Below are 14,700 nucleotides of genomic sequence, written 5' to 3'. Positions count from 1 at the left end.
GCATCCGTCTGGTGAGCCAAAGAAAATCCATCGGCGAGCTGCATAGATGTCAGACCAACGTGACCCCGACACCGGCCGCTTCCTCCCTGGCCACCGCTTCTGGGAAGCCCGCAGCAGCCACGGGCGCAAGCCGACCTTCGCGGACGCTGATACACTCTGGGAAGCCTGCGTCGAGTATTTCGCGTGGGTGGAGGGGAACCCGCTGCGGGAGGCCAAGGCCTTTAGCTACGAGGGCAGGGTGACGCTCGCTGAGCTACCCAAGCTGCGGGCCATGACCATCAGTGGTCTCTGCCTGTTCCTCGACATCGCTTCGGAGACCTGGCGCGGCTGGAAGACCGAGGGGCACGCGCTCTACCGGCCCGATCTTGTCGAGATGATCAGCCGCGTCGAAGCTGTGATCTACGAGCAGAAGTTCACTGGAGCAGCTGCCGATCTTCTGAACCCGAGCATCATCTCGCGCGAGCTCGGGCTGGCGGAGAAGAACGAGCACTCCGGCCCGAACGGCGGCCCGGTGGAGGTGCGGACCCTTGCAGACTTCTACGGCGGCAAAGGGGGATGACGCACCCACACTGAACCCGGTCCTGAGAGAGTTCTGGCTCACACCAGCCCGCGAACGCGTCCTCTACGGGGGCCGGTCCAGCTCGAAGTCATGGGACGCGGCTGGGTTCGCGGTCTTCCTGGCGACGCAGTGCCGCATCCGCGTGCTGTGCGCCCGCCAGTTCCAGAACAAGATCGCGGAGTCGGTCTACACGCTGCTCAAGATCCAGATCGACCGCTTCGGCCTTCGGGATCACTTCGTCATCACCGAGAACTCGATCCGGCACAAGCTGACCGGCGCGGAGTTCATGTTCTACGGCCTCTGGCGGCACATCGACGAAATCAAGTCGCTCGAGAGCATCGATATCTGCTGGATCGAGGAGGCGCACAACCTCACCGCCGAGCAGTGGGAAATCCTCGAGCCCACCCTCCGGGGCGAGGGCTCCCAGTTCTGGATCATCTTCAACCCGCGGCTGGCCTCGGACTTCGTCTACCGCAAATTCATCACCGGCACGCCGAGCGCAGTCATCAGCGGCAAGATCAAGGGCGTCGTCGGTGCCACCATCAAGCGGCTGATCAACTACGACGAAAACCCCTTCCTCTCGGACACCATCGTCAAGGTCATCGAGCGCAAGCGAGCCGAGGACGAGGAAGAGTACCGGCACATCTACCACGGCGAGCCCCGCCAGGACGACGACGCGGTCATCATCAAGCGGTCGTGGCTCATGGCCGCGATCGACGCGCACAAGAAGCTCGGGCTGGAGCCCGCCGGTCGCAAGCGTGTGGGCTTCGACATCGCGGACAGCGGCGCGGACCTCTGCGCCACCGTGATGGCCCACGGCTTCCTCGCGCTCCAGTGCGACGAGTGGAAGGCGGCGGAGGACGAGCTGCTCAAGTCCGCCGGGCGCGTCCACCGGCTGGCGCGGGAATCCGGCGCGGACATCGACTTCGACAGCATCGGCGTCGGCGCCTTCGCGGGCGCGCACTTCGCCGCCCTGAACGAGGAGCACGCCGTCCGGGTCACCTACCGCGGCTTCAACGCCGGGGGCGGGGTGCTGAACCCAGAGGCGCGGGTCGACCCGCACGACACCGACCCGAACGCACCGACCAACAAGGACTTCTACGCCAACGTGAAGGCGCAGGCCTGGTGGGACATCGCCCGCCGCCTCCGCAACACCTTCAACGCGGTCGAGAAGGGGCACCAGTACGACGCTGCCGACCTGATCGCGATCAGCAGCGAGTGCGAGCACCTCGACCAGCTGATCGACGAGCTGGCCACGCCCCGCAAGGACGTCGACAACGCCGGACGCTCCAAGGTCGAGAGCAAGAAGGACCTGGCGAAGCGTGACGTCGCCTCGCCGAACAAGGCCGACGCGTTCGTCATGGCCTTCGCGCCGATCCAATCGGCCCCGACGGTCCAGATGCTGCTGAGCTCCGCGGCCCGGGCGAAACTGAAAGGCAACCGATGACAGACCAGAAAGACCGCTCTGCCATCGTGAACGCGCTGGCGCTGCTCGCCAATGCCGCCAGCCGGCGCATGTCGACCATGTTCCCGGGCTACTTCAAAGAGGCCAAACATAACCACTATCGGGACTTCGGCTGGCCGAACGAGGTCACCTTCGACCTGCTCTACGCGATGTACTGCCGGAACGGCCTCGCCCGCGCCGCGGTGAAGAAGACCGCCCGCAAGGTCTGGCAGGATCACCCGTTCCTGATGGAGCGCGAGGAAGCGCACAAGGAGACCGCCGTCGAGTCGGACATCCGGCAGCGCTTCGCCGACCTCCGGGTCTGGCAGCGCCTCGCCGAGGCCGACCGCCGGAGCATGGTGGGCGGCTACGCCGGGGTGATCCTCCGGCTGGCCGACGACAAGCGCTTCGCCGAGCCAGTCGATCGCGTCGGCGGTGGGCTCGACGGCCTGGTCGAGATCATCCCCGCGTGGGAGGGGCAGCTCAAGGTCTCCACGTGGGACACCGACGAGACCTCCGACACCTATGGCCAGCCTACCATGTTCTCGTTCAACGAGGCCGAGGTGGGCAACGACGCGCAGGGCCGCAACCGCGCCTTCGAGGTCCACCCCGATCGCGTCATCGTCTGGTCCGAGGACGGCACCGTCCATGGCCGCTCGATGCTGGAGCCGGGGTTCAACGACCTCCTCACGCTGGAGAAGATCACCGGCGCCGGGGGCGAGGGCTTCTGGAAGAATGCCAAGTCGGCGCCGGTCTTCTCGATCGAGAAGGATGCCCAGCTCTCCCAGATGGCTCAGGCCATGGGCGTGGACGTGTCGGAGATCGCCGACGCGCTGAACACCCAGACCGAGAACTGGCAGAAGGGCTTCGACCAGAGCCTGATGCTGCAGGGCATGAAAGCCGACACGCTGGCCATCACCCTGCCCATTCCCGAGCACTTCCGGGCCGGCGCGTTGGAGAACTTCGCCGCCTCGATCGAGATGCCCAAGAAGATCCTCACCGGCATGCAGACCGGCGAGCGCGCCAGCACCGAGGACGCCGACGAGTGGTCGCAAACCTGCATGGGCATCCGGTCGGACCGGGTGATCCCGGCCATCATGGAATTCGTGAACCGGCTGGAGCGCTTCGGCATCCTGCCCGAGCGCGACTGGTTCCTGCAGTGGGCGGACCTGACCGAGGCCAGCATCGGCGAGAAGATCGACCGCGCCGACAAGATGGCCAGCATCAACGAGCGCGCCTCCCGCACGGGCTCGGGCGAGATCGTGTTCACCTCTGACGAAATCCGCGAGACCGTCGGCAAGGAGCCCCTGAGCGACGCCGACGCGCTGCCCGATGACGACGAGGCGGACTTGGACCCGCCCGACGACGGCGAGGAATAGGAGCTTCCCCATGACGAAACGAGTTCGGGTCAACGTCCGCGCGTTGGCCAATACGAAAGCTGCCCGCCGCGAGAAGCGCAACGGGCGCGACGTGATCATCGTGCCGAGCGCCACGCTGCCCGATGACGTGGTCATGAACAACATCCTCTACCCGGCCGACGAGATCGAGAAGAGCTTCGCCAGCCTGAACCGCACGCCGGCGCCTGCCGGTCACCCGCTGATCAACGGCAAGTTTGTCAGCGCCCGCGACCCCGAGGGCATCAACATCGGCTGGATCGGCGCCTGGAACGAGAACGCGCGCCGCGAGGGCGGGCGGGTGCTCCTCGACAAGGTGATCGACGTGCAGACGGCGAACCAGTCCGAGCGCGGCAAGGCGGTACTGGAGGCGGTCGACAAGGGCGACCCGATCCACACCTCAACCGGCCTGCTGTGCAACCTCGAGGCCGCCAACGGCGACGTTTCCTACAAGCACATCGCCCGGGACATCGACTTCGACCACGACGCGATCCTGCTGGGTGAGGAGGGTGCGGCCACCCCCGATCAGGGCGTCGGCATGTTCGTCAACTCTGCCGGCCAGGCGGAGGAACTCGAGGTCATCAACTCGGCCATCGACATGGCCGATCAGGAACTCGACTGGGCCGGGATGCACCTGCTCAGTGCGCTTGAGCGGCGCGAGCGCGCTTCCACCTGGGAGCGCATCAAATCCGCCATCATGGATGCCCTGCCGGGCGCCTCAGAGCGGGAACCCTCTGCAAATCAAGGAGAAGCAGACATGGCTGACGACAAGCAGCTTGAGCAGCTTTCCGCGAAGGTGAACGCCATCGAGGAAGGCCTGTCGAAGATCGGCGAGACCATCGCGAATGCGGTGGGCGAGGCGGTGAAGCCGCTGAAGGACCACGTCGAGTCGCTCGACGCCGCCAACAAGGCCAAGGAGGACGCCGAGAAGGCGGAGCTTGAGGCCAAGGTGGTCAAGGCGAACATCCTCGACGAGGAGACCGCCAAGGCGACCCCGCTGAACACCCTGCGCGCCCTGGCGCCCAAGGCCACGGCTGGCAAGGCCGCCGCGCTGAACGGCGCGTTCGGCGGCTCCAGCGACAAGGACGAGTGGGATGGCTTCAGCCTGAACGCCGCCGCCAAGCAGAAGGAGGCCTAATCCCATGGCGAACGTCATCTACCGCGGCCCGATCAAGGACGAGCCGGAGACCGTCTCCGACAAGACCGTGGCCGGCGCCTACCTGCCGGGTATTCTCGTGACCGAGAGCGCCACGGCCCTCACCGTCGCCACGGCGGCCGACATCGAGGCGGACCTGCTGATCCTCTCGAACCGCCGCTTCTACGATCAGGGCGTCGGCGATGCCTACGCCTCGGGTGACACCGGCGTGGCCTACCGCCCGCGCCCCGGCGAGATCTACCAGACCCGCCTCGCAGCCGCGACCTACGCCAAGGGTGCTCCGCTCACCATCGGCGCGTCCGGCTACCTCACCGCCGCTGCTGCCGGGCAACGCGTCGTCGCGTTCTTCGAGGGCGTGGCGGGCGCAATCACCGCCGGCACGCTGAACGACGTTCGCATCGCGAACTCGTTCAACATCGCCGCAGCATAAGGAGGACGCACACATGTTCGTCTATAACTCCCGTCACCCGATGGGCGCCGAGAGCGGCGTGGATATCCCCGACCGCCTGGCGCTCGCGACGGATGAGCAGAGCCGCGTGATCGCGGCCAACCGTGCCGCCGCCGCCCGCCGGGATACCAGCTTCGAAGAGATGCTGGGCAACGCTGCCGGCGTCATCGGCAACGCGTCGGCGCTGCCGCGCGACGTCTGGGGCATCTGGGACCGCGAGGGCATCGAAGTGCAGCGCGAGGTGCTGGCCGTCTTCGGTGACCTGGCGGGCTCGGTGGGCATGCCCATGCCGATCGGCAAGCTGGTCCACTACTTCCAGCAGATCAGCGACTCCGGCGACGCGCATGTCTCGATGGATGGTCGCTCCAAGGCCCGCACCGACCAGCCGCAGATCACCTACCAGGGCACCCCGCTGCCGATCGTGGACAGCACGTTCAGCTTCGGCTGGCGTCAGATGGCCGCGGCCCAGTCGGAGGGCTTCCAGCTCGACGGAGCCGCCCGCCGGAACTCCATGTTCAAGGTGGCGAAGATGCTCGAGGGCATGGCGATCAACGGCAACAGTCAGATCGTCGTCGGCGGCGACCAGCTGTACGGTCTGGGCAACCACCCGAACCGCAACACCCGCTCGACGACCAACGACCTCTCGGCCTGCACCGGCGCCGAGTGGCTGGGCGACGTGAACGCGACCCTGAAGCTGCTGCACGGCGACAACTACCGGGTGCCGGCCACCCTCTACGTCAACTGGGACGACTGGTTCTACGCTACCCAGACCGACTTCTCGGCGGCCTACCCGAACAAGACCATCGCGCAGCGCGTGCTCGAGAACGGTGGCGTCCGCGAGGTCATCCCGGCCTCGGACGTGCCGGCCGACACCATCTTCGCCGTCGTCAAGGACCGCCGCGTCGTGCAAGTGCTGAACGCCATGCCGATGGCTACCCGCCAGCAGTTCCGCGCTAACCCCGAGGACGACTACAACTTTGTCGTCATGGCGGCGCAGGCGCTCGAGATCAAAACCGACGCCGAGGGCAACTGCGGTATCGCGCATTCGTCGTGACCTCTGTGATGGGCCGGGTCCGCCCGGCTCATTGCCAGAGGTCATGCAAAGGAGTCTCCTCATGAAGACCAAGTTCGAGATCACCAAGAAGGGCGTCGAGGGCCAGAAGGTCGGCGACATCGTCGAGTTCGAGGGCGAGAAGGTGCCCGGCTTCCTGCTGAACAAGGGCCGAGTCGTGACCGAGCGTGTCGCCGTGACCAACCCGGCCACCGGTGCCGTGCAGGATTCCGCGCAGGAGCGCCAGGCGCTGCTGGCCGAGGCCGCGAAGGTGCTGGACGACGAGCATTTCAGCGCAGAGGGCGTGCCGGATGTCCGTGAGATCAACGCCCTCCTCGACGAAGGCGTCGCCAAGTTCTCGGCAGCCGAGCGCGACCAGCTCTGGCCGGGCATCGCTGAGTTCGTGAAGGCGGATCGCGGCTGATGACGGCAACGGTTGAGGGATGGATCGACTACGCCGCGGCGCGGGGCGACACGGTCGCGGATGACGCCGACAGCGCCGCGGCGCTGGTGCGCGGGTCCGACTACGTCGCGCGGTTCTACCTCAACCGGCTGACCTCCTCGGCGCCCGAGCAGGTCGTCGACGAGGCCACGTACGAGGCGGCGAAGCTGGAGCTGGCGAACCCGGGCTTCTTCTCGAAGACGTACACCGCCGACCAGCAGAAAGTGCTGACCAAGGTCGGGAGCATCCAGTGGACCGTGCGCGGCGACGCGAGCGGGGCCGAGGCGGCCACCCCGATCAGCACCACGATCGAAGCGATGTTCTATCCCTACATGCTCGAGCGCGGGAAGACCCCGGCGTTCCTGATGAGCATCGGCCGGAGCCCGGGCCTGTGAGCGGGGCGGATATCGCCGCGGAGGTGGCTGCCGCGATCGCGGAGGCAGGGGCCGAGACGGGCGGCGGGGTGCCGCTGGTGGGGACCATCACCCGTGTGACCGGCGCCGACGAGACCACCTATCCGCCGACGCCGGGCGGCGCGACCGACTATGCCTGCACCGTGGTTCTCGACCAGTACAGCGCCCGGGACCGAGAGGGCACCCAGATCTCCGCTCAGGACGTCAAGGCGATGATCGCCCCAGACGCGGAGACCGACCCGCGCAACGGCGACGCCTTGACCGTAGCGGGCAAGACCTTCAGCATCGTCAACGTGGATGCGATCCAGCCGGGGGGCGTGGTCTTGTACTGGGAATGCCAGGCACGGAAGGGCGAGGACTGATGGCCGACACGCGCGCTGCCTTCCTCGCAGAACTCGACAAGGTCGCGCCCCAGCTGCGCGACGCCTTCGAGCGCGCCATTCAAGACATCCGCAGCACCGCGCAGGCCCGCGCCATCGACGAGGCGATCAAGCGGGCGATCGAGACCGGCGACATCGCCGGCGGCGTGCAGCAGGTGATCGCAGCCATCCAGCTGGGCAGTGAGTTCTTCGCCCCGCTCGATCGGGCCATTTCCGAGGCGTTCTACCAGGGGGGAGTATGGCAATTGTCCAACCTCCCAAAGCGCGTCTCGACAGGCTCGCAGGGGCCGCTGATCATTCGCTTCGACGGGCGGCACCCGAACGCGGAGGCGTGGACGCGCAGGCACAGCGCGGCGCTGATCACCGAGATCACGAACGACACCGAGAAGCTGATCCGGGAGACGCTGACTGAGGCAGTCGAGCAGGCACGGCCCTACCGCCGCGTGACGCGCGAGCTGCTCGGGCGCACCGATGGCAACCAGAAGACCGGCGCGCTGATCGGGCTCCATTCCCGGCAGGCGCGGGCAGTGCGCGGCGCCCGGGGCGAACTCGAGACGCTAGACGTCCGCTACTTCGCCCGCACGCTGCGCGACAAGCGGTTCGACAGCGTCGTGCGCAAGGCGATCGAGGCGGGCCAGCCGCTGAGCGCCGCCGACATCGAGCGCATCACCGGGCGTTACTCAGACCGCCTCCTGCGGGCCCGGGCGAAGACCATCAGTCGGTCCGAAGGGAGCCGGGCCATGAACGCCGGGCGCGCCGAGGGCGTGGTCCAGATGATCGAGCGCGGGGAAATCCTCCCCGAGCACGTCACCATTACCTGGGACGCCACCCCGGGGCCGCGGACGCGGGACAGCCACCGGGCGCTGAACGGCCAGACGATCAAATGGGGGGAGTTCTTCGTCTCGCCCGTCACCGGTGCTCTGATGCGCTGGCCGCACGATGAGAACGCGCCGGCGGCCGAGACGGTGAATTGCCGATGCTCGGCGCGGTTCCGCACTGACTGGAAGGCGGTGATGCTGTGGCGTCGAGAGCAGGACGGACTGGCGGCTTAGGCTGGCTCAAGGTTCAGATGATACGGCTTCACAAGGCAGCCAGCTGGAACGTGCCATTCTCTGGTGATCTTGTAGATCATGTCCACAGTCAGTGCGCGCTTGCGATTGAGCACTTCGGAAGCGCGGGGCCGAGAACCAAATAGGTTGGCGAGATCAGCCTGGCTGCGCCCAGTAGCGTCCATGTGGGCGCGGATGAACTCGATAGGGTCGACCTCCGGCATGGGGAAGTGCTTGTCCTCGTAGTGCTCCACGAGGTCCACAAGGATATCAAGTTCGTCGCCGTCAGCGGTCCCGGGTTCAGCTCCCCAAAGGGCTTCAATCCGGCCAAGAGCAGCGCGGTGGTCTTCTTCGGTACGGATGGGGCGAATGCTCATATCCAATCCTTTCAGAACTGCGAAACCGTTAGGGCGTCGATGCGGTCATACTCGGCATGAGTGCCGACAAACTTGATAAATGCCACGCTGCGCCGGAAGTCGAACGCGCAGATCAGGCGGAAGTCACCACCGGCGATTTCGAAGCGGACACGTTCGGCATTCAGAACTTTGGCCTTGGAGAAAGAGGCCTGTACGTCGCTCGTCGTCGCCCATTCGGCAGCGGCGGTAACACGATACCAGTGATCCAGCGAAGCACGAGCTGCCGGGTGCGTGTTCCCGAAAGCTACGATGGTGTTTCTTGCGATGATCCGCATGTCTGGCCTTGTGTTCCCGTATTGGGAATATACGCCGGCGCGTGCGAGTTTCAAGTCAAATGTGACTGCCTAAGGTCTTATGCAGCTGAGTTCGGGATGGCCGATATAGAGGCCAAGCGGGCCTGAAAGGACAGAAACGGCAGCACAACAGGGCGGTTCCTCCGGGAGCCGCACAAGACGCATGGAGGAAGGCATGACGCAGAACTTTGCCGCCGACGTCCGCCGCATGACCGAGAAGGCCAAGGCCAATATGGAGTTCGTTTTCAAGGCCTCGGTGCAGGACGTGAGCGAGCTAATGACCCGCCGCCAGCCCAGCGTGAAGGACACCGGTGGCACTTTCCAGGAGGGTTACGTGCCCGTGGACGAGGGCGAGTTGATCAACAGCGTTGAGGTGAGCGTGAACGGCGCGATCACCGGGCAGGGGGGAAATGACGCGCCGCCGGACTTCGTTGCCTCGCTCGGCACGCTGCAGCTCGGCGGCGCGGCCGAGGTGGTGTTCACCGCGCCGCACGCCCGCCCGATGGAATACGGCTTCCGGACGCGCGACGACAACGGCGACGCAGATAGCCAATACGCCGGAGGCGATGTCGACGTTCCAGGGCGCTTCTTCGTCCGCAACGCGGTCCAAAACTGGGGCGTCATCGTCGACCAAAACGCTCGGCTCTTCGAGGACTGATCATGAGCATCACCGCGGGCCACCAGGCCCTGATCCGTCGGGTGGTCACGATGACCGACCCGCCCAACATCGTGCTGCCCAATGGCGAGGGCAAGGGCCTCCCGCGCTACGTCGTGCAGGCCGCCGGCGGCGCGCAGACCCCGGCAGACATGACCGGCAAGACCCGCGCTTTCCCAGAGATCGTCGTGCGCGTCGAGACCAAGGCTTGGCCCGCGGGTCAGTACTTCATCGAGAGTGACGCGCTTGTCGCCGCTCTCGTAGCCCGCTTCCCGCCGGGTGCGAAGTTCGACGGCGTGAAGATCGACCGCGCGCCTGATGTGCGGCCCTCGCTGCCGGTAACCGACGGCGTTCTTTCTATCCCGGTTGTGATCCGGGCCACCTTCATCTTCTGATCCCAAGGAGAAAGACCATGACCGAGTCCCATATCGGCGCAACGATCTTCATCAGCACCACGCTGCCCGCGACCAACGACGCGGCGGGCTACGAGGCTCTTACCTGGCTCGAGGTCAAAGGCCCCATTCAGGAGCCGCAGCTCGGCAAGACGGACGCGATGATCGACGTTCCCGACCTGACCACGGGCTTCACCACCGCAGTCAAAGGCGCAGGCACTGGGATGGATTCCCAAGCGCAGTTCCGCGACGTACCGAACGATGCGGGGCAGGCTGCTCTCATTGCCGCAGCACAGAGCTACCCCGGCAAAATCGCCGTGAAGATCGGCTACGGCACAGGGGTGGCCAACGCGCTGACGACCGGTGATCCGGTGACCTACTCGCAGGGCGTGGCGCACAGCTACCAGCGCAACCAAGGCAACACGACGAGCTATCGCGGCTTCCAGGTCGGGTTCCGGCAGAACGCGCCCGCCGTCGATGCGACCGAGCCGGCGTAAGGGGTAGATCATGGACCTGTCGAAACTTGACCTCCGCGCCGCCGTCACCGAAGGCGCTGAATTCGAACTCAAGCACCCCGGCACCGGGGAGGGGCTCGGCGTTTTCCCGATGGTGCAGGGCTACGACTCCGAGGAAGTGGAGACCGCCGAGCGTGAGCTTCGCCGCCGGGCGGGCCGGGCAAAGGACAAAGACGCGGCGGTGGCCGTTCTCGAACGCATGCGCCTCGTGCGCGCTCAGACCGCTCTCATCGGCCTTCGTGGTGGGTCGGGCGATACTGGAACCGTGGAGAAGCTGCGCGACCTGATGGCGAACCCCGGTTGGGTTTGGGTGATCGAGCAGATCGAAGCCTTCGCCGGAGACCGTTCGAGTTTTTTCGCGAGTGCCGAGACCAGCTGAACTTCTGGGCTCGCTGCCTCGGCTATCTGCACGCGCGCCCGAAGGGCTGGGAGCAGAACAGGATGCAGAAGAGCGGCGGGAAGGGCAGACTGCCCGAAGTCCATCCCGCCGCTTCTGACTATCTCGCGCTCTTCACGCGCGTGGGGCCGGCGCACTCAAGCGGTATGGGGCTGTCGCCGGTCCCATACTACGAAATCACCCTGGCAGCGCCTTGGGCGAACGAGGCCGAGCGGAACCTGATCCGGGACATGTCGGCGTCATACCTTGAGGGCACGAGCTTCGGGGAAGACCCGTTTGCCATGCATCCGATGTCACAGGCAGACGTAGGTGACTAGGAACTCGAACCCCTTGTCCGTCTGGTACAGCTGGTAGTGGGCTGTCTTATTGACAGAGGCGCACGCGTCTTCGGCTAGGGCATCTGCCAACGCCTGCGTCGGCTTTCTGATCCCGCCGACTTCCTGTTGCTGAGCCTGCACTTTCACAGTGAAGCCATTGAAATCAAGGATTGCCGCCTGCTGTGCCAGCGCGGGTGTCGCAAGAAGAGCCGCTGCAACTGCAAGTGCTCGCATGAAAAATCTCCGAGGTTAGAATGACAGATATCGCACGTCTCGGCATTTCGGCCGACAGCCGGGGAGTCGTCAAGGCGACGACGGACCTTGATCGCCTCGGAGACCAGGCTGTCGTTACCGGAAAAGAAATCGATGGAGTGACAAAGGCCACCAAGAGCTTCTCCACGATGTCGCCGCAGGCTCAGCACAACGCGAAGATGTTCGCATACCAGCTGAACCAGGTGGGGCAGCAGGGCGCCGTGACCGGCGATTACATGGGAGCTCTGTCGATTCAGGCGGCGGACATGCTGACGGTCTTCGGGCTTTGGGGCGTCTTGGCCGGTGGTGTCGTCGCGGTCATGGGGCCCATGGCGATGTCGCTTTTTGACTCGGCCGAGGCTGGCAAGGAACTGGAAGACCAACTCGACAATCTCACGGCGGCCACCAAACGCTACATCGACGCGAACGAGCAAACGAGCCAGAGCTTCATGCTTGGCGACGAGTATGGCGAGATGGCTGCGCAGGCTCGGGAGTTGTTCCAGATCGAACGCGAGATTGCCGAACTCCGCGCCAATGAGGCGATGCGGGCGGTTACTCGAACGGTAGCCAGCGAGCTTGGCGCGGGTGGGGCTCTCGGTCTGGACCCGGCGCAGATCAGGGACACGCGGGCGGCTGCGGCTGAGCTTCAGGCCGAGATCGACCGGCTCAGCGCGCAGACGATGGTTTCGGATGAGGCGTTCCGCCGGAACAATGATGCTATCGGTGAGATGCGGGACCAGTTGGCCAGCATGCGGGACGTGTCGCGAGGTATGGACGATCTCGCAGATAGCCTTGGCGTGACGGAGGAAGCTGCGCGCGAGATTGCGGCAAGGTTTGCCGAGTTCGATCAGGCGGAGGGGGCCCGTGCTCGGGCGTATGCGATGCGAGACCTTGTGGTCTTCATTGATGAAGCGTCCGCGAACCTTTCCAACGCCGAGGACGAGGGCAAGGCGCTCTACGATCAACTCTTCCAGGCGGCGCTTCAGGCCCTAGAGCTTTCGCGCACTGAGATTGCCCCGCCGATTTCCTATGCCGCAGATGAGGCGGCTCGCCTCGCGACCAATATGCAGAACTCGGCCGCTGCTTGGCAGGCGTATCGTGAGGCGCAAGACTTGGCCGCCATCGGCCCTGGCATGACCCGCGCCCCTCGCGGCGGCGGCCTCGACCTCTACGACGTAAGCCTGCAAGGCGACGGCCTCCTGCCGCCGCAGGCTGAGGGATGGAAGCCTCCGCGCAGCACCCGCACTGGCCGCTCCGGCACGAGCGCCGCCGACAAGGCCGCGCGCGAGGCGCAGCAGGCCGCGGACGCCTACGAGCGCCTGAAGCGCAGCCTCGACCCGCTGGCGGACGCCAATGCCGAATACGCGGACAACCAGCAGATCCTCAACGACGCGCTGAAGGCCGGCAAGATCACCGCCGTCGATTTCGCTGTCGGCATGGCGATGGTCGACGAGGCGCACCAGAAGGCGATTGCTGACCTCGACGGCAGCACCGACCGACTGCAAACCATGCAGGACGGCGTGGCGGGCTTCACCGACGCGCTCTTCGACAACAGCACCTCGATCTCGGACTGGGCCGCGAATGCGCTCATCGAGTTCGCCAAGGTGCAAGCCCAGTTCGGCATCCTGAAGGCTCTCGGGCTTTCGACTGAAGGCGTGGACCCGGGCAGCACCTTTGTCGGCTCAATTCTAGAAGGTCTTAGCGGAAAGCGCGCCATGGGCGGGCCAGTGAACGCCAACAGCGCGTATCTGATTGGCGAAAAGGGACCTGAGATTATGGTTCCGACCTCCTCCGGCGTTGTGGTTCCGAACCACCAGCTGGGCGGCGGCGGTAGCGACGTCCAAGTGAATATCAAGACGCCGCCGGGGACGACGGCGACGGCGCGCCGCAAATCAGGCGGCATTGATATCGAGGTGATGATGGAGCGGAAGTTCGAGGAGTTCATCGAAAGCGGCGGCGCCGATGGCGCTATGAACCGATCCTTCGGCCTTAGGGGCCGGCCACGGAGTTAATGAAATGCCTGCATGGCCTTCGGATTTACCTTTCTTCGAAAGCGCGGATGAAACCCGGACAGGGCCGCAAGGCGCGGTCATCCGGTCGCAAATGGATATGGGGCCGGATCAAGTGCGCAGGCGCACCAGCTCAGCCCCAAAGAGGCGCGCAGGCGTAATCCAGGCGATTACGGACGCGGAGCTCGTCGCCTTCGAGGCATTCTTCTCGAACGTGATCGGGGAGGGCGCGCTCAGCTTCACCGCGACCGATCCATTTGATGGCGTGACTAGGACTTTCCGCTTCGTCGGAAGTTACAGCGTCCAACGGGTCTGGCCTTACTTCGCCATCACCGCAGAATTGGAGATCCTGCCATGAGGCCGATCACGGACCGCCTGCTCAGTGAGCTCTACGCGGGCGAGAGCAGCGCAGTGCTGGTGCCCTTGGTGAAGCTAACGCATCCGGACTGGCCCGAGCCGGTCTGCCTGGTGCGGGACACCGAGCCTCTGACCCACGGCGGAGAAGAATACCTGCCGTTCCCGTTCCAGATCACGCTGCCGGATGACCGCGACAAGGGCTTCCCCGTGCTCAAATGGACCGCGTCGAACGTCTCGCGCGAGATCATCGGCCAGTTCCGGGCGATCACCGGCGAGGTGCTGGGCCGCGTGGTCTACGTGCTGACCTCGCATCCAGACGTCATCGAGGTTGGGCCGTTCGAGGTCGAGATCACCGGCATCGAATACGACGCGCTGACCATCAGCGGCGTGATGACAATCGAGCCGATCCTGCAAGAGCAGTTTGGCTATCTGGAAATGACCCCCGGTACGACGCCGGCGCTCTTCTGATCCATGTGGACCGATGCTTGGATCGGCCTGCCTTACGCGGTGCGGGGGCGGGGGCCGACCGCTTTTGACTGCCTCGGGCTCTTTATTGCCCTGCACCTCGCCCGGCGCGGGGTGGTGATCCCTGATCCCGCCTGCACGATGACCGAGGCGCTGCGGCGTGGCGCCGTGGATGAGCTTCGCCCGCGGTTCCGGCGGGTCGAGGATGCGGAGGAGGGCGATGCCCTGCTCTTCATGATGGCGGGGCGCCCGCTGCACCTGGGCTATGCCCTCAACACGACAGATATGCTCCACAC

At 65.5% G+C, this 14,700-nt stretch carries 21 protein-coding genes; 18 read left to right on the top strand and 3 right to left on the bottom strand.

What is annotated here, in order from left to right:
- Window positions 1-46: 46 nt before the first annotated feature.
- The 10 genes from G0D83_RS21470 (at window position 47) to G0D83_RS21425 (ending at window position 8,339) form a co-directional block, all read left to right on the top strand.
- Window positions 47-559 (top strand): terminase small subunit, encoded by a 513-nt coding sequence (locus tag G0D83_RS21470; RefSeq protein WP_164196731.1) that lies wholly within the window; start codon window positions 47-49, stop codon window positions 557-559.
- Window positions 528-2,006, top strand: a complete 1,479-nt coding sequence (locus G0D83_RS21465) for a PBSX family phage terminase large subunit (RefSeq protein ID WP_164196730.1) — start codon at window positions 528-530, stop codon at window positions 2,004-2,006. Before G0D83_RS21470 ends, G0D83_RS21465 begins: the two co-directional genes overlap by 32 nt.
- Window positions 2,003-3,382 (top strand): anti-CBASS protein Acb1 family protein, encoded by a 1,380-nt coding sequence (locus G0D83_RS21460; protein WP_203595635.1) that lies wholly within the window; start codon window positions 2,003-2,005, stop codon window positions 3,380-3,382. Before G0D83_RS21465 ends, G0D83_RS21460 begins: the two co-directional genes overlap by 4 nt.
- A 10-nt stretch (window positions 3,383-3,392) precedes the next feature.
- Window positions 3,393-4,535, top strand: coding sequence for a hypothetical protein (locus tag G0D83_RS21455; protein ID WP_164196729.1), 1,143 nt, complete (start codon window positions 3,393-3,395; stop codon window positions 4,533-4,535).
- Between the two features lie 4 nt (window positions 4,536-4,539).
- Window positions 4,540-4,983, top strand: a complete 444-nt coding sequence (locus G0D83_RS21450; protein ID WP_164196728.1) for a hypothetical protein — start codon at window positions 4,540-4,542, stop codon at window positions 4,981-4,983.
- 13 nt (window positions 4,984-4,996) lie between these two features.
- Window positions 4,997-6,055, top strand: coding sequence for a major capsid protein (locus G0D83_RS21445; protein WP_164196727.1), 1,059 nt, complete (start codon window positions 4,997-4,999; stop codon window positions 6,053-6,055).
- 61 nt (window positions 6,056-6,116) lie between these two features.
- Window positions 6,117-6,476 carry a hypothetical protein gene (locus G0D83_RS21440; protein WP_164196726.1) on the top strand — a complete coding sequence of 120 codons (360 nt, stop codon included), beginning with the start codon at window positions 6,117-6,119 and terminating at the stop codon, window positions 6,474-6,476.
- A complete protein-coding gene (locus G0D83_RS21435) occupies window positions 6,476-6,889 on the top strand; it encodes a hypothetical protein (RefSeq protein ID WP_164196725.1) in 414 nt (137 codons plus the stop codon). The genes G0D83_RS21440 and G0D83_RS21435 overlap by 1 nt, the downstream gene beginning before the upstream one ends.
- Entirely contained in the window at window positions 6,886-7,269 is a 384-nt protein-coding gene (locus tag G0D83_RS21430) for a hypothetical protein (RefSeq protein WP_164196724.1), read from the top strand. The genes G0D83_RS21435 and G0D83_RS21430 overlap by 4 nt, the downstream gene beginning before the upstream one ends.
- Complete coding sequence (locus tag G0D83_RS21425; RefSeq protein WP_164196723.1) at window positions 7,269-8,339, top strand: phage minor head protein; 1,071 nt, start codon at window positions 7,269-7,271, stop codon at window positions 8,337-8,339. Before G0D83_RS21430 ends, G0D83_RS21425 begins: the two co-directional genes overlap by 1 nt.
- On the opposite strand, the gene G0D83_RS21420 is transcribed toward G0D83_RS21425, so the two are convergent.
- A complete protein-coding gene (locus G0D83_RS21420; RefSeq protein ID WP_164196722.1) occupies window positions 8,336-8,713 on the bottom strand; it encodes a type II toxin-antitoxin system HigA family antitoxin in 378 nt (125 codons plus the stop codon). The two genes, G0D83_RS21425 and G0D83_RS21420, sit on opposite strands and share 4 nt — an antisense overlap.
- A gap of 11 nt (window positions 8,714-8,724) precedes the next feature.
- Window positions 8,725-9,027, bottom strand: a complete 303-nt coding sequence (locus tag G0D83_RS21415) for a type II toxin-antitoxin system HigB family toxin (protein WP_095880503.1) — start codon at window positions 9,025-9,027, stop codon at window positions 8,725-8,727.
- A 193-nt stretch (window positions 9,028-9,220) separates the two neighbouring features.
- Here G0D83_RS21415 and G0D83_RS21410 point away from each other — a divergent pair, with 193 nt between their 5' ends.
- From G0D83_RS21410 to G0D83_RS21395, 4 genes are read left to right on the top strand one after another with little or no spacing between them, the layout of a single operon-like run.
- Entirely contained in the window at window positions 9,221-9,703 is a 483-nt protein-coding gene (locus tag G0D83_RS21410; protein WP_164196721.1) for a hypothetical protein, read from the top strand.
- A gap of 2 nt (window positions 9,704-9,705) precedes the next feature.
- Complete coding sequence (locus tag G0D83_RS21405; RefSeq protein WP_164196720.1) at window positions 9,706-10,095, top strand: hypothetical protein; 390 nt, start codon at window positions 9,706-9,708, stop codon at window positions 10,093-10,095.
- Window positions 10,096-10,112: 17 nt separating this feature from the next.
- Window positions 10,113-10,589: a hypothetical protein gene (locus G0D83_RS21400; RefSeq protein WP_164196719.1), complete on the top strand. Its 477-nt coding sequence runs from the start codon at window positions 10,113-10,115 to the stop codon at window positions 10,587-10,589.
- Between the two features lie 10 nt (window positions 10,590-10,599).
- Window positions 10,600-10,986, top strand: coding sequence for a hypothetical protein (locus G0D83_RS21395; RefSeq protein WP_164196718.1), 387 nt, complete (start codon window positions 10,600-10,602; stop codon window positions 10,984-10,986).
- A 311-nt stretch (window positions 10,987-11,297) separates the two neighbouring features.
- Here the strand turns inward: G0D83_RS21395 and G0D83_RS21390 are convergent, their stop codons facing one another.
- Window positions 11,298-11,555, bottom strand: coding sequence for a hypothetical protein (locus G0D83_RS21390; protein ID WP_164196717.1), 258 nt, complete (start codon window positions 11,553-11,555; stop codon window positions 11,298-11,300).
- Window positions 11,556-11,839: 284 nt separating this feature from the next.
- Between G0D83_RS21390 and G0D83_RS21385 the strand changes: the two genes are divergently transcribed.
- The 4 genes from G0D83_RS21385 to G0D83_RS21370 all read left to right on the top strand — a co-directional run.
- The gene (locus tag G0D83_RS21385; protein ID WP_164196716.1) at window positions 11,840-13,585 is read left to right on the top strand and encodes a hypothetical protein; all 1,746 of its coding nucleotides are present in this window, start codon (window positions 11,840-11,842) and stop codon (window positions 13,583-13,585) included.
- A gap of 4 nt (window positions 13,586-13,589) precedes the next feature.
- Window positions 13,590-13,940 (top strand): hypothetical protein, encoded by a 351-nt coding sequence (locus tag G0D83_RS21380; protein ID WP_164196715.1) that lies wholly within the window; start codon window positions 13,590-13,592, stop codon window positions 13,938-13,940.
- Window positions 13,937-14,407 carry a DUF1833 family protein gene (locus tag G0D83_RS21375; protein ID WP_164196714.1) on the top strand — a complete coding sequence of 157 codons (471 nt, stop codon included), beginning with the start codon at window positions 13,937-13,939 and terminating at the stop codon, window positions 14,405-14,407. The genes G0D83_RS21380 and G0D83_RS21375 overlap by 4 nt, the downstream gene beginning before the upstream one ends.
- A gap of 3 nt (window positions 14,408-14,410) precedes the next feature.
- On the top strand, window positions 14,411-14,700 hold a 290-nt coding region (locus G0D83_RS21370), incomplete at its 3' end, for an NlpC/P60 family protein (protein WP_164196255.1).

Origin of the sequence: Salipiger sp. PrR003 (genome assembly GCF_010500785.1) — a bacterium.
In the GTDB taxonomy this organism is placed as follows: domain Bacteria; phylum Pseudomonadota; class Alphaproteobacteria; order Rhodobacterales; family Rhodobacteraceae; genus Salipiger; species Salipiger pacificus_A.
Note: the sequence above shows the minus strand (reverse complement) of the source record. Positions and strands in the feature narration are given on the sequence as shown.

What these genes read in the sequence shown, in the direction of transcription:
- G0D83_RS21470 (WP_164196731.1), top strand. Translation starts at nt 47, where the DNA reads ATGTCAGACCAACGTGACCCCGACACCGGCCGCTTCCTCCCTGGCCAC.
- G0D83_RS21460 (WP_203595635.1), top strand. Translation starts at nt 2,003, where the DNA reads ATGACAGACCAGAAAGACCGCTCTGCCATCGTGAACGCGCTGGCGCTG.
- G0D83_RS21455 (WP_164196729.1), top strand. Translation starts at nt 3,393, where the DNA reads ATGACGAAACGAGTTCGGGTCAACGTCCGCGCGTTGGCCAATACGAAA.
- G0D83_RS21450 (WP_164196728.1), top strand. Translation starts at nt 4,540, where the DNA reads ATGGCGAACGTCATCTACCGCGGCCCGATCAAGGACGAGCCGGAGACC.
- G0D83_RS21445 (WP_164196727.1), top strand. Translation starts at nt 4,997, where the DNA reads ATGTTCGTCTATAACTCCCGTCACCCGATGGGCGCCGAGAGCGGCGTG.
- G0D83_RS21440 (WP_164196726.1), top strand. Translation starts at nt 6,117, where the DNA reads ATGAAGACCAAGTTCGAGATCACCAAGAAGGGCGTCGAGGGCCAGAAG.
- G0D83_RS21435 (WP_164196725.1), top strand. Translation starts at nt 6,476, where the DNA reads ATGACGGCAACGGTTGAGGGATGGATCGACTACGCCGCGGCGCGGGGC.
- G0D83_RS21425 (WP_164196723.1), top strand. Translation starts at nt 7,269, where the DNA reads ATGGCCGACACGCGCGCTGCCTTCCTCGCAGAACTCGACAAGGTCGCG.
- G0D83_RS21420 (WP_164196722.1), bottom strand. Translation starts at nt 8,713, where the DNA reads ATGAGCATTCGCCCCATCCGTACCGAAGAAGACCACCGCGCTGCTCTT.
- G0D83_RS21415 (WP_095880503.1), bottom strand. Translation starts at nt 9,027, where the DNA reads ATGCGGATCATCGCAAGAAACACCATCGTAGCTTTCGGGAACACGCAC.
- G0D83_RS21410 (WP_164196721.1), top strand. Translation starts at nt 9,221, where the DNA reads ATGACGCAGAACTTTGCCGCCGACGTCCGCCGCATGACCGAGAAGGCC.
- G0D83_RS21405 (WP_164196720.1), top strand. Translation starts at nt 9,706, where the DNA reads ATGAGCATCACCGCGGGCCACCAGGCCCTGATCCGTCGGGTGGTCACG.
- G0D83_RS21400 (WP_164196719.1), top strand. Translation starts at nt 10,113, where the DNA reads ATGACCGAGTCCCATATCGGCGCAACGATCTTCATCAGCACCACGCTG.
- G0D83_RS21395 (WP_164196718.1), top strand. Translation starts at nt 10,600, where the DNA reads ATGGACCTGTCGAAACTTGACCTCCGCGCCGCCGTCACCGAAGGCGCT.
- G0D83_RS21390 (WP_164196717.1), bottom strand. Translation starts at nt 11,555, where the DNA reads ATGCGAGCACTTGCAGTTGCAGCGGCTCTTCTTGCGACACCCGCGCTG.
- G0D83_RS21385 (WP_164196716.1), top strand. Translation starts at nt 11,840, where the DNA reads ATGCTGACGGTCTTCGGGCTTTGGGGCGTCTTGGCCGGTGGTGTCGTC.
- G0D83_RS21380 (WP_164196715.1), top strand. Translation starts at nt 13,590, where the DNA reads ATGCCTGCATGGCCTTCGGATTTACCTTTCTTCGAAAGCGCGGATGAA.
- G0D83_RS21375 (WP_164196714.1), top strand. Translation starts at nt 13,937, where the DNA reads ATGAGGCCGATCACGGACCGCCTGCTCAGTGAGCTCTACGCGGGCGAG.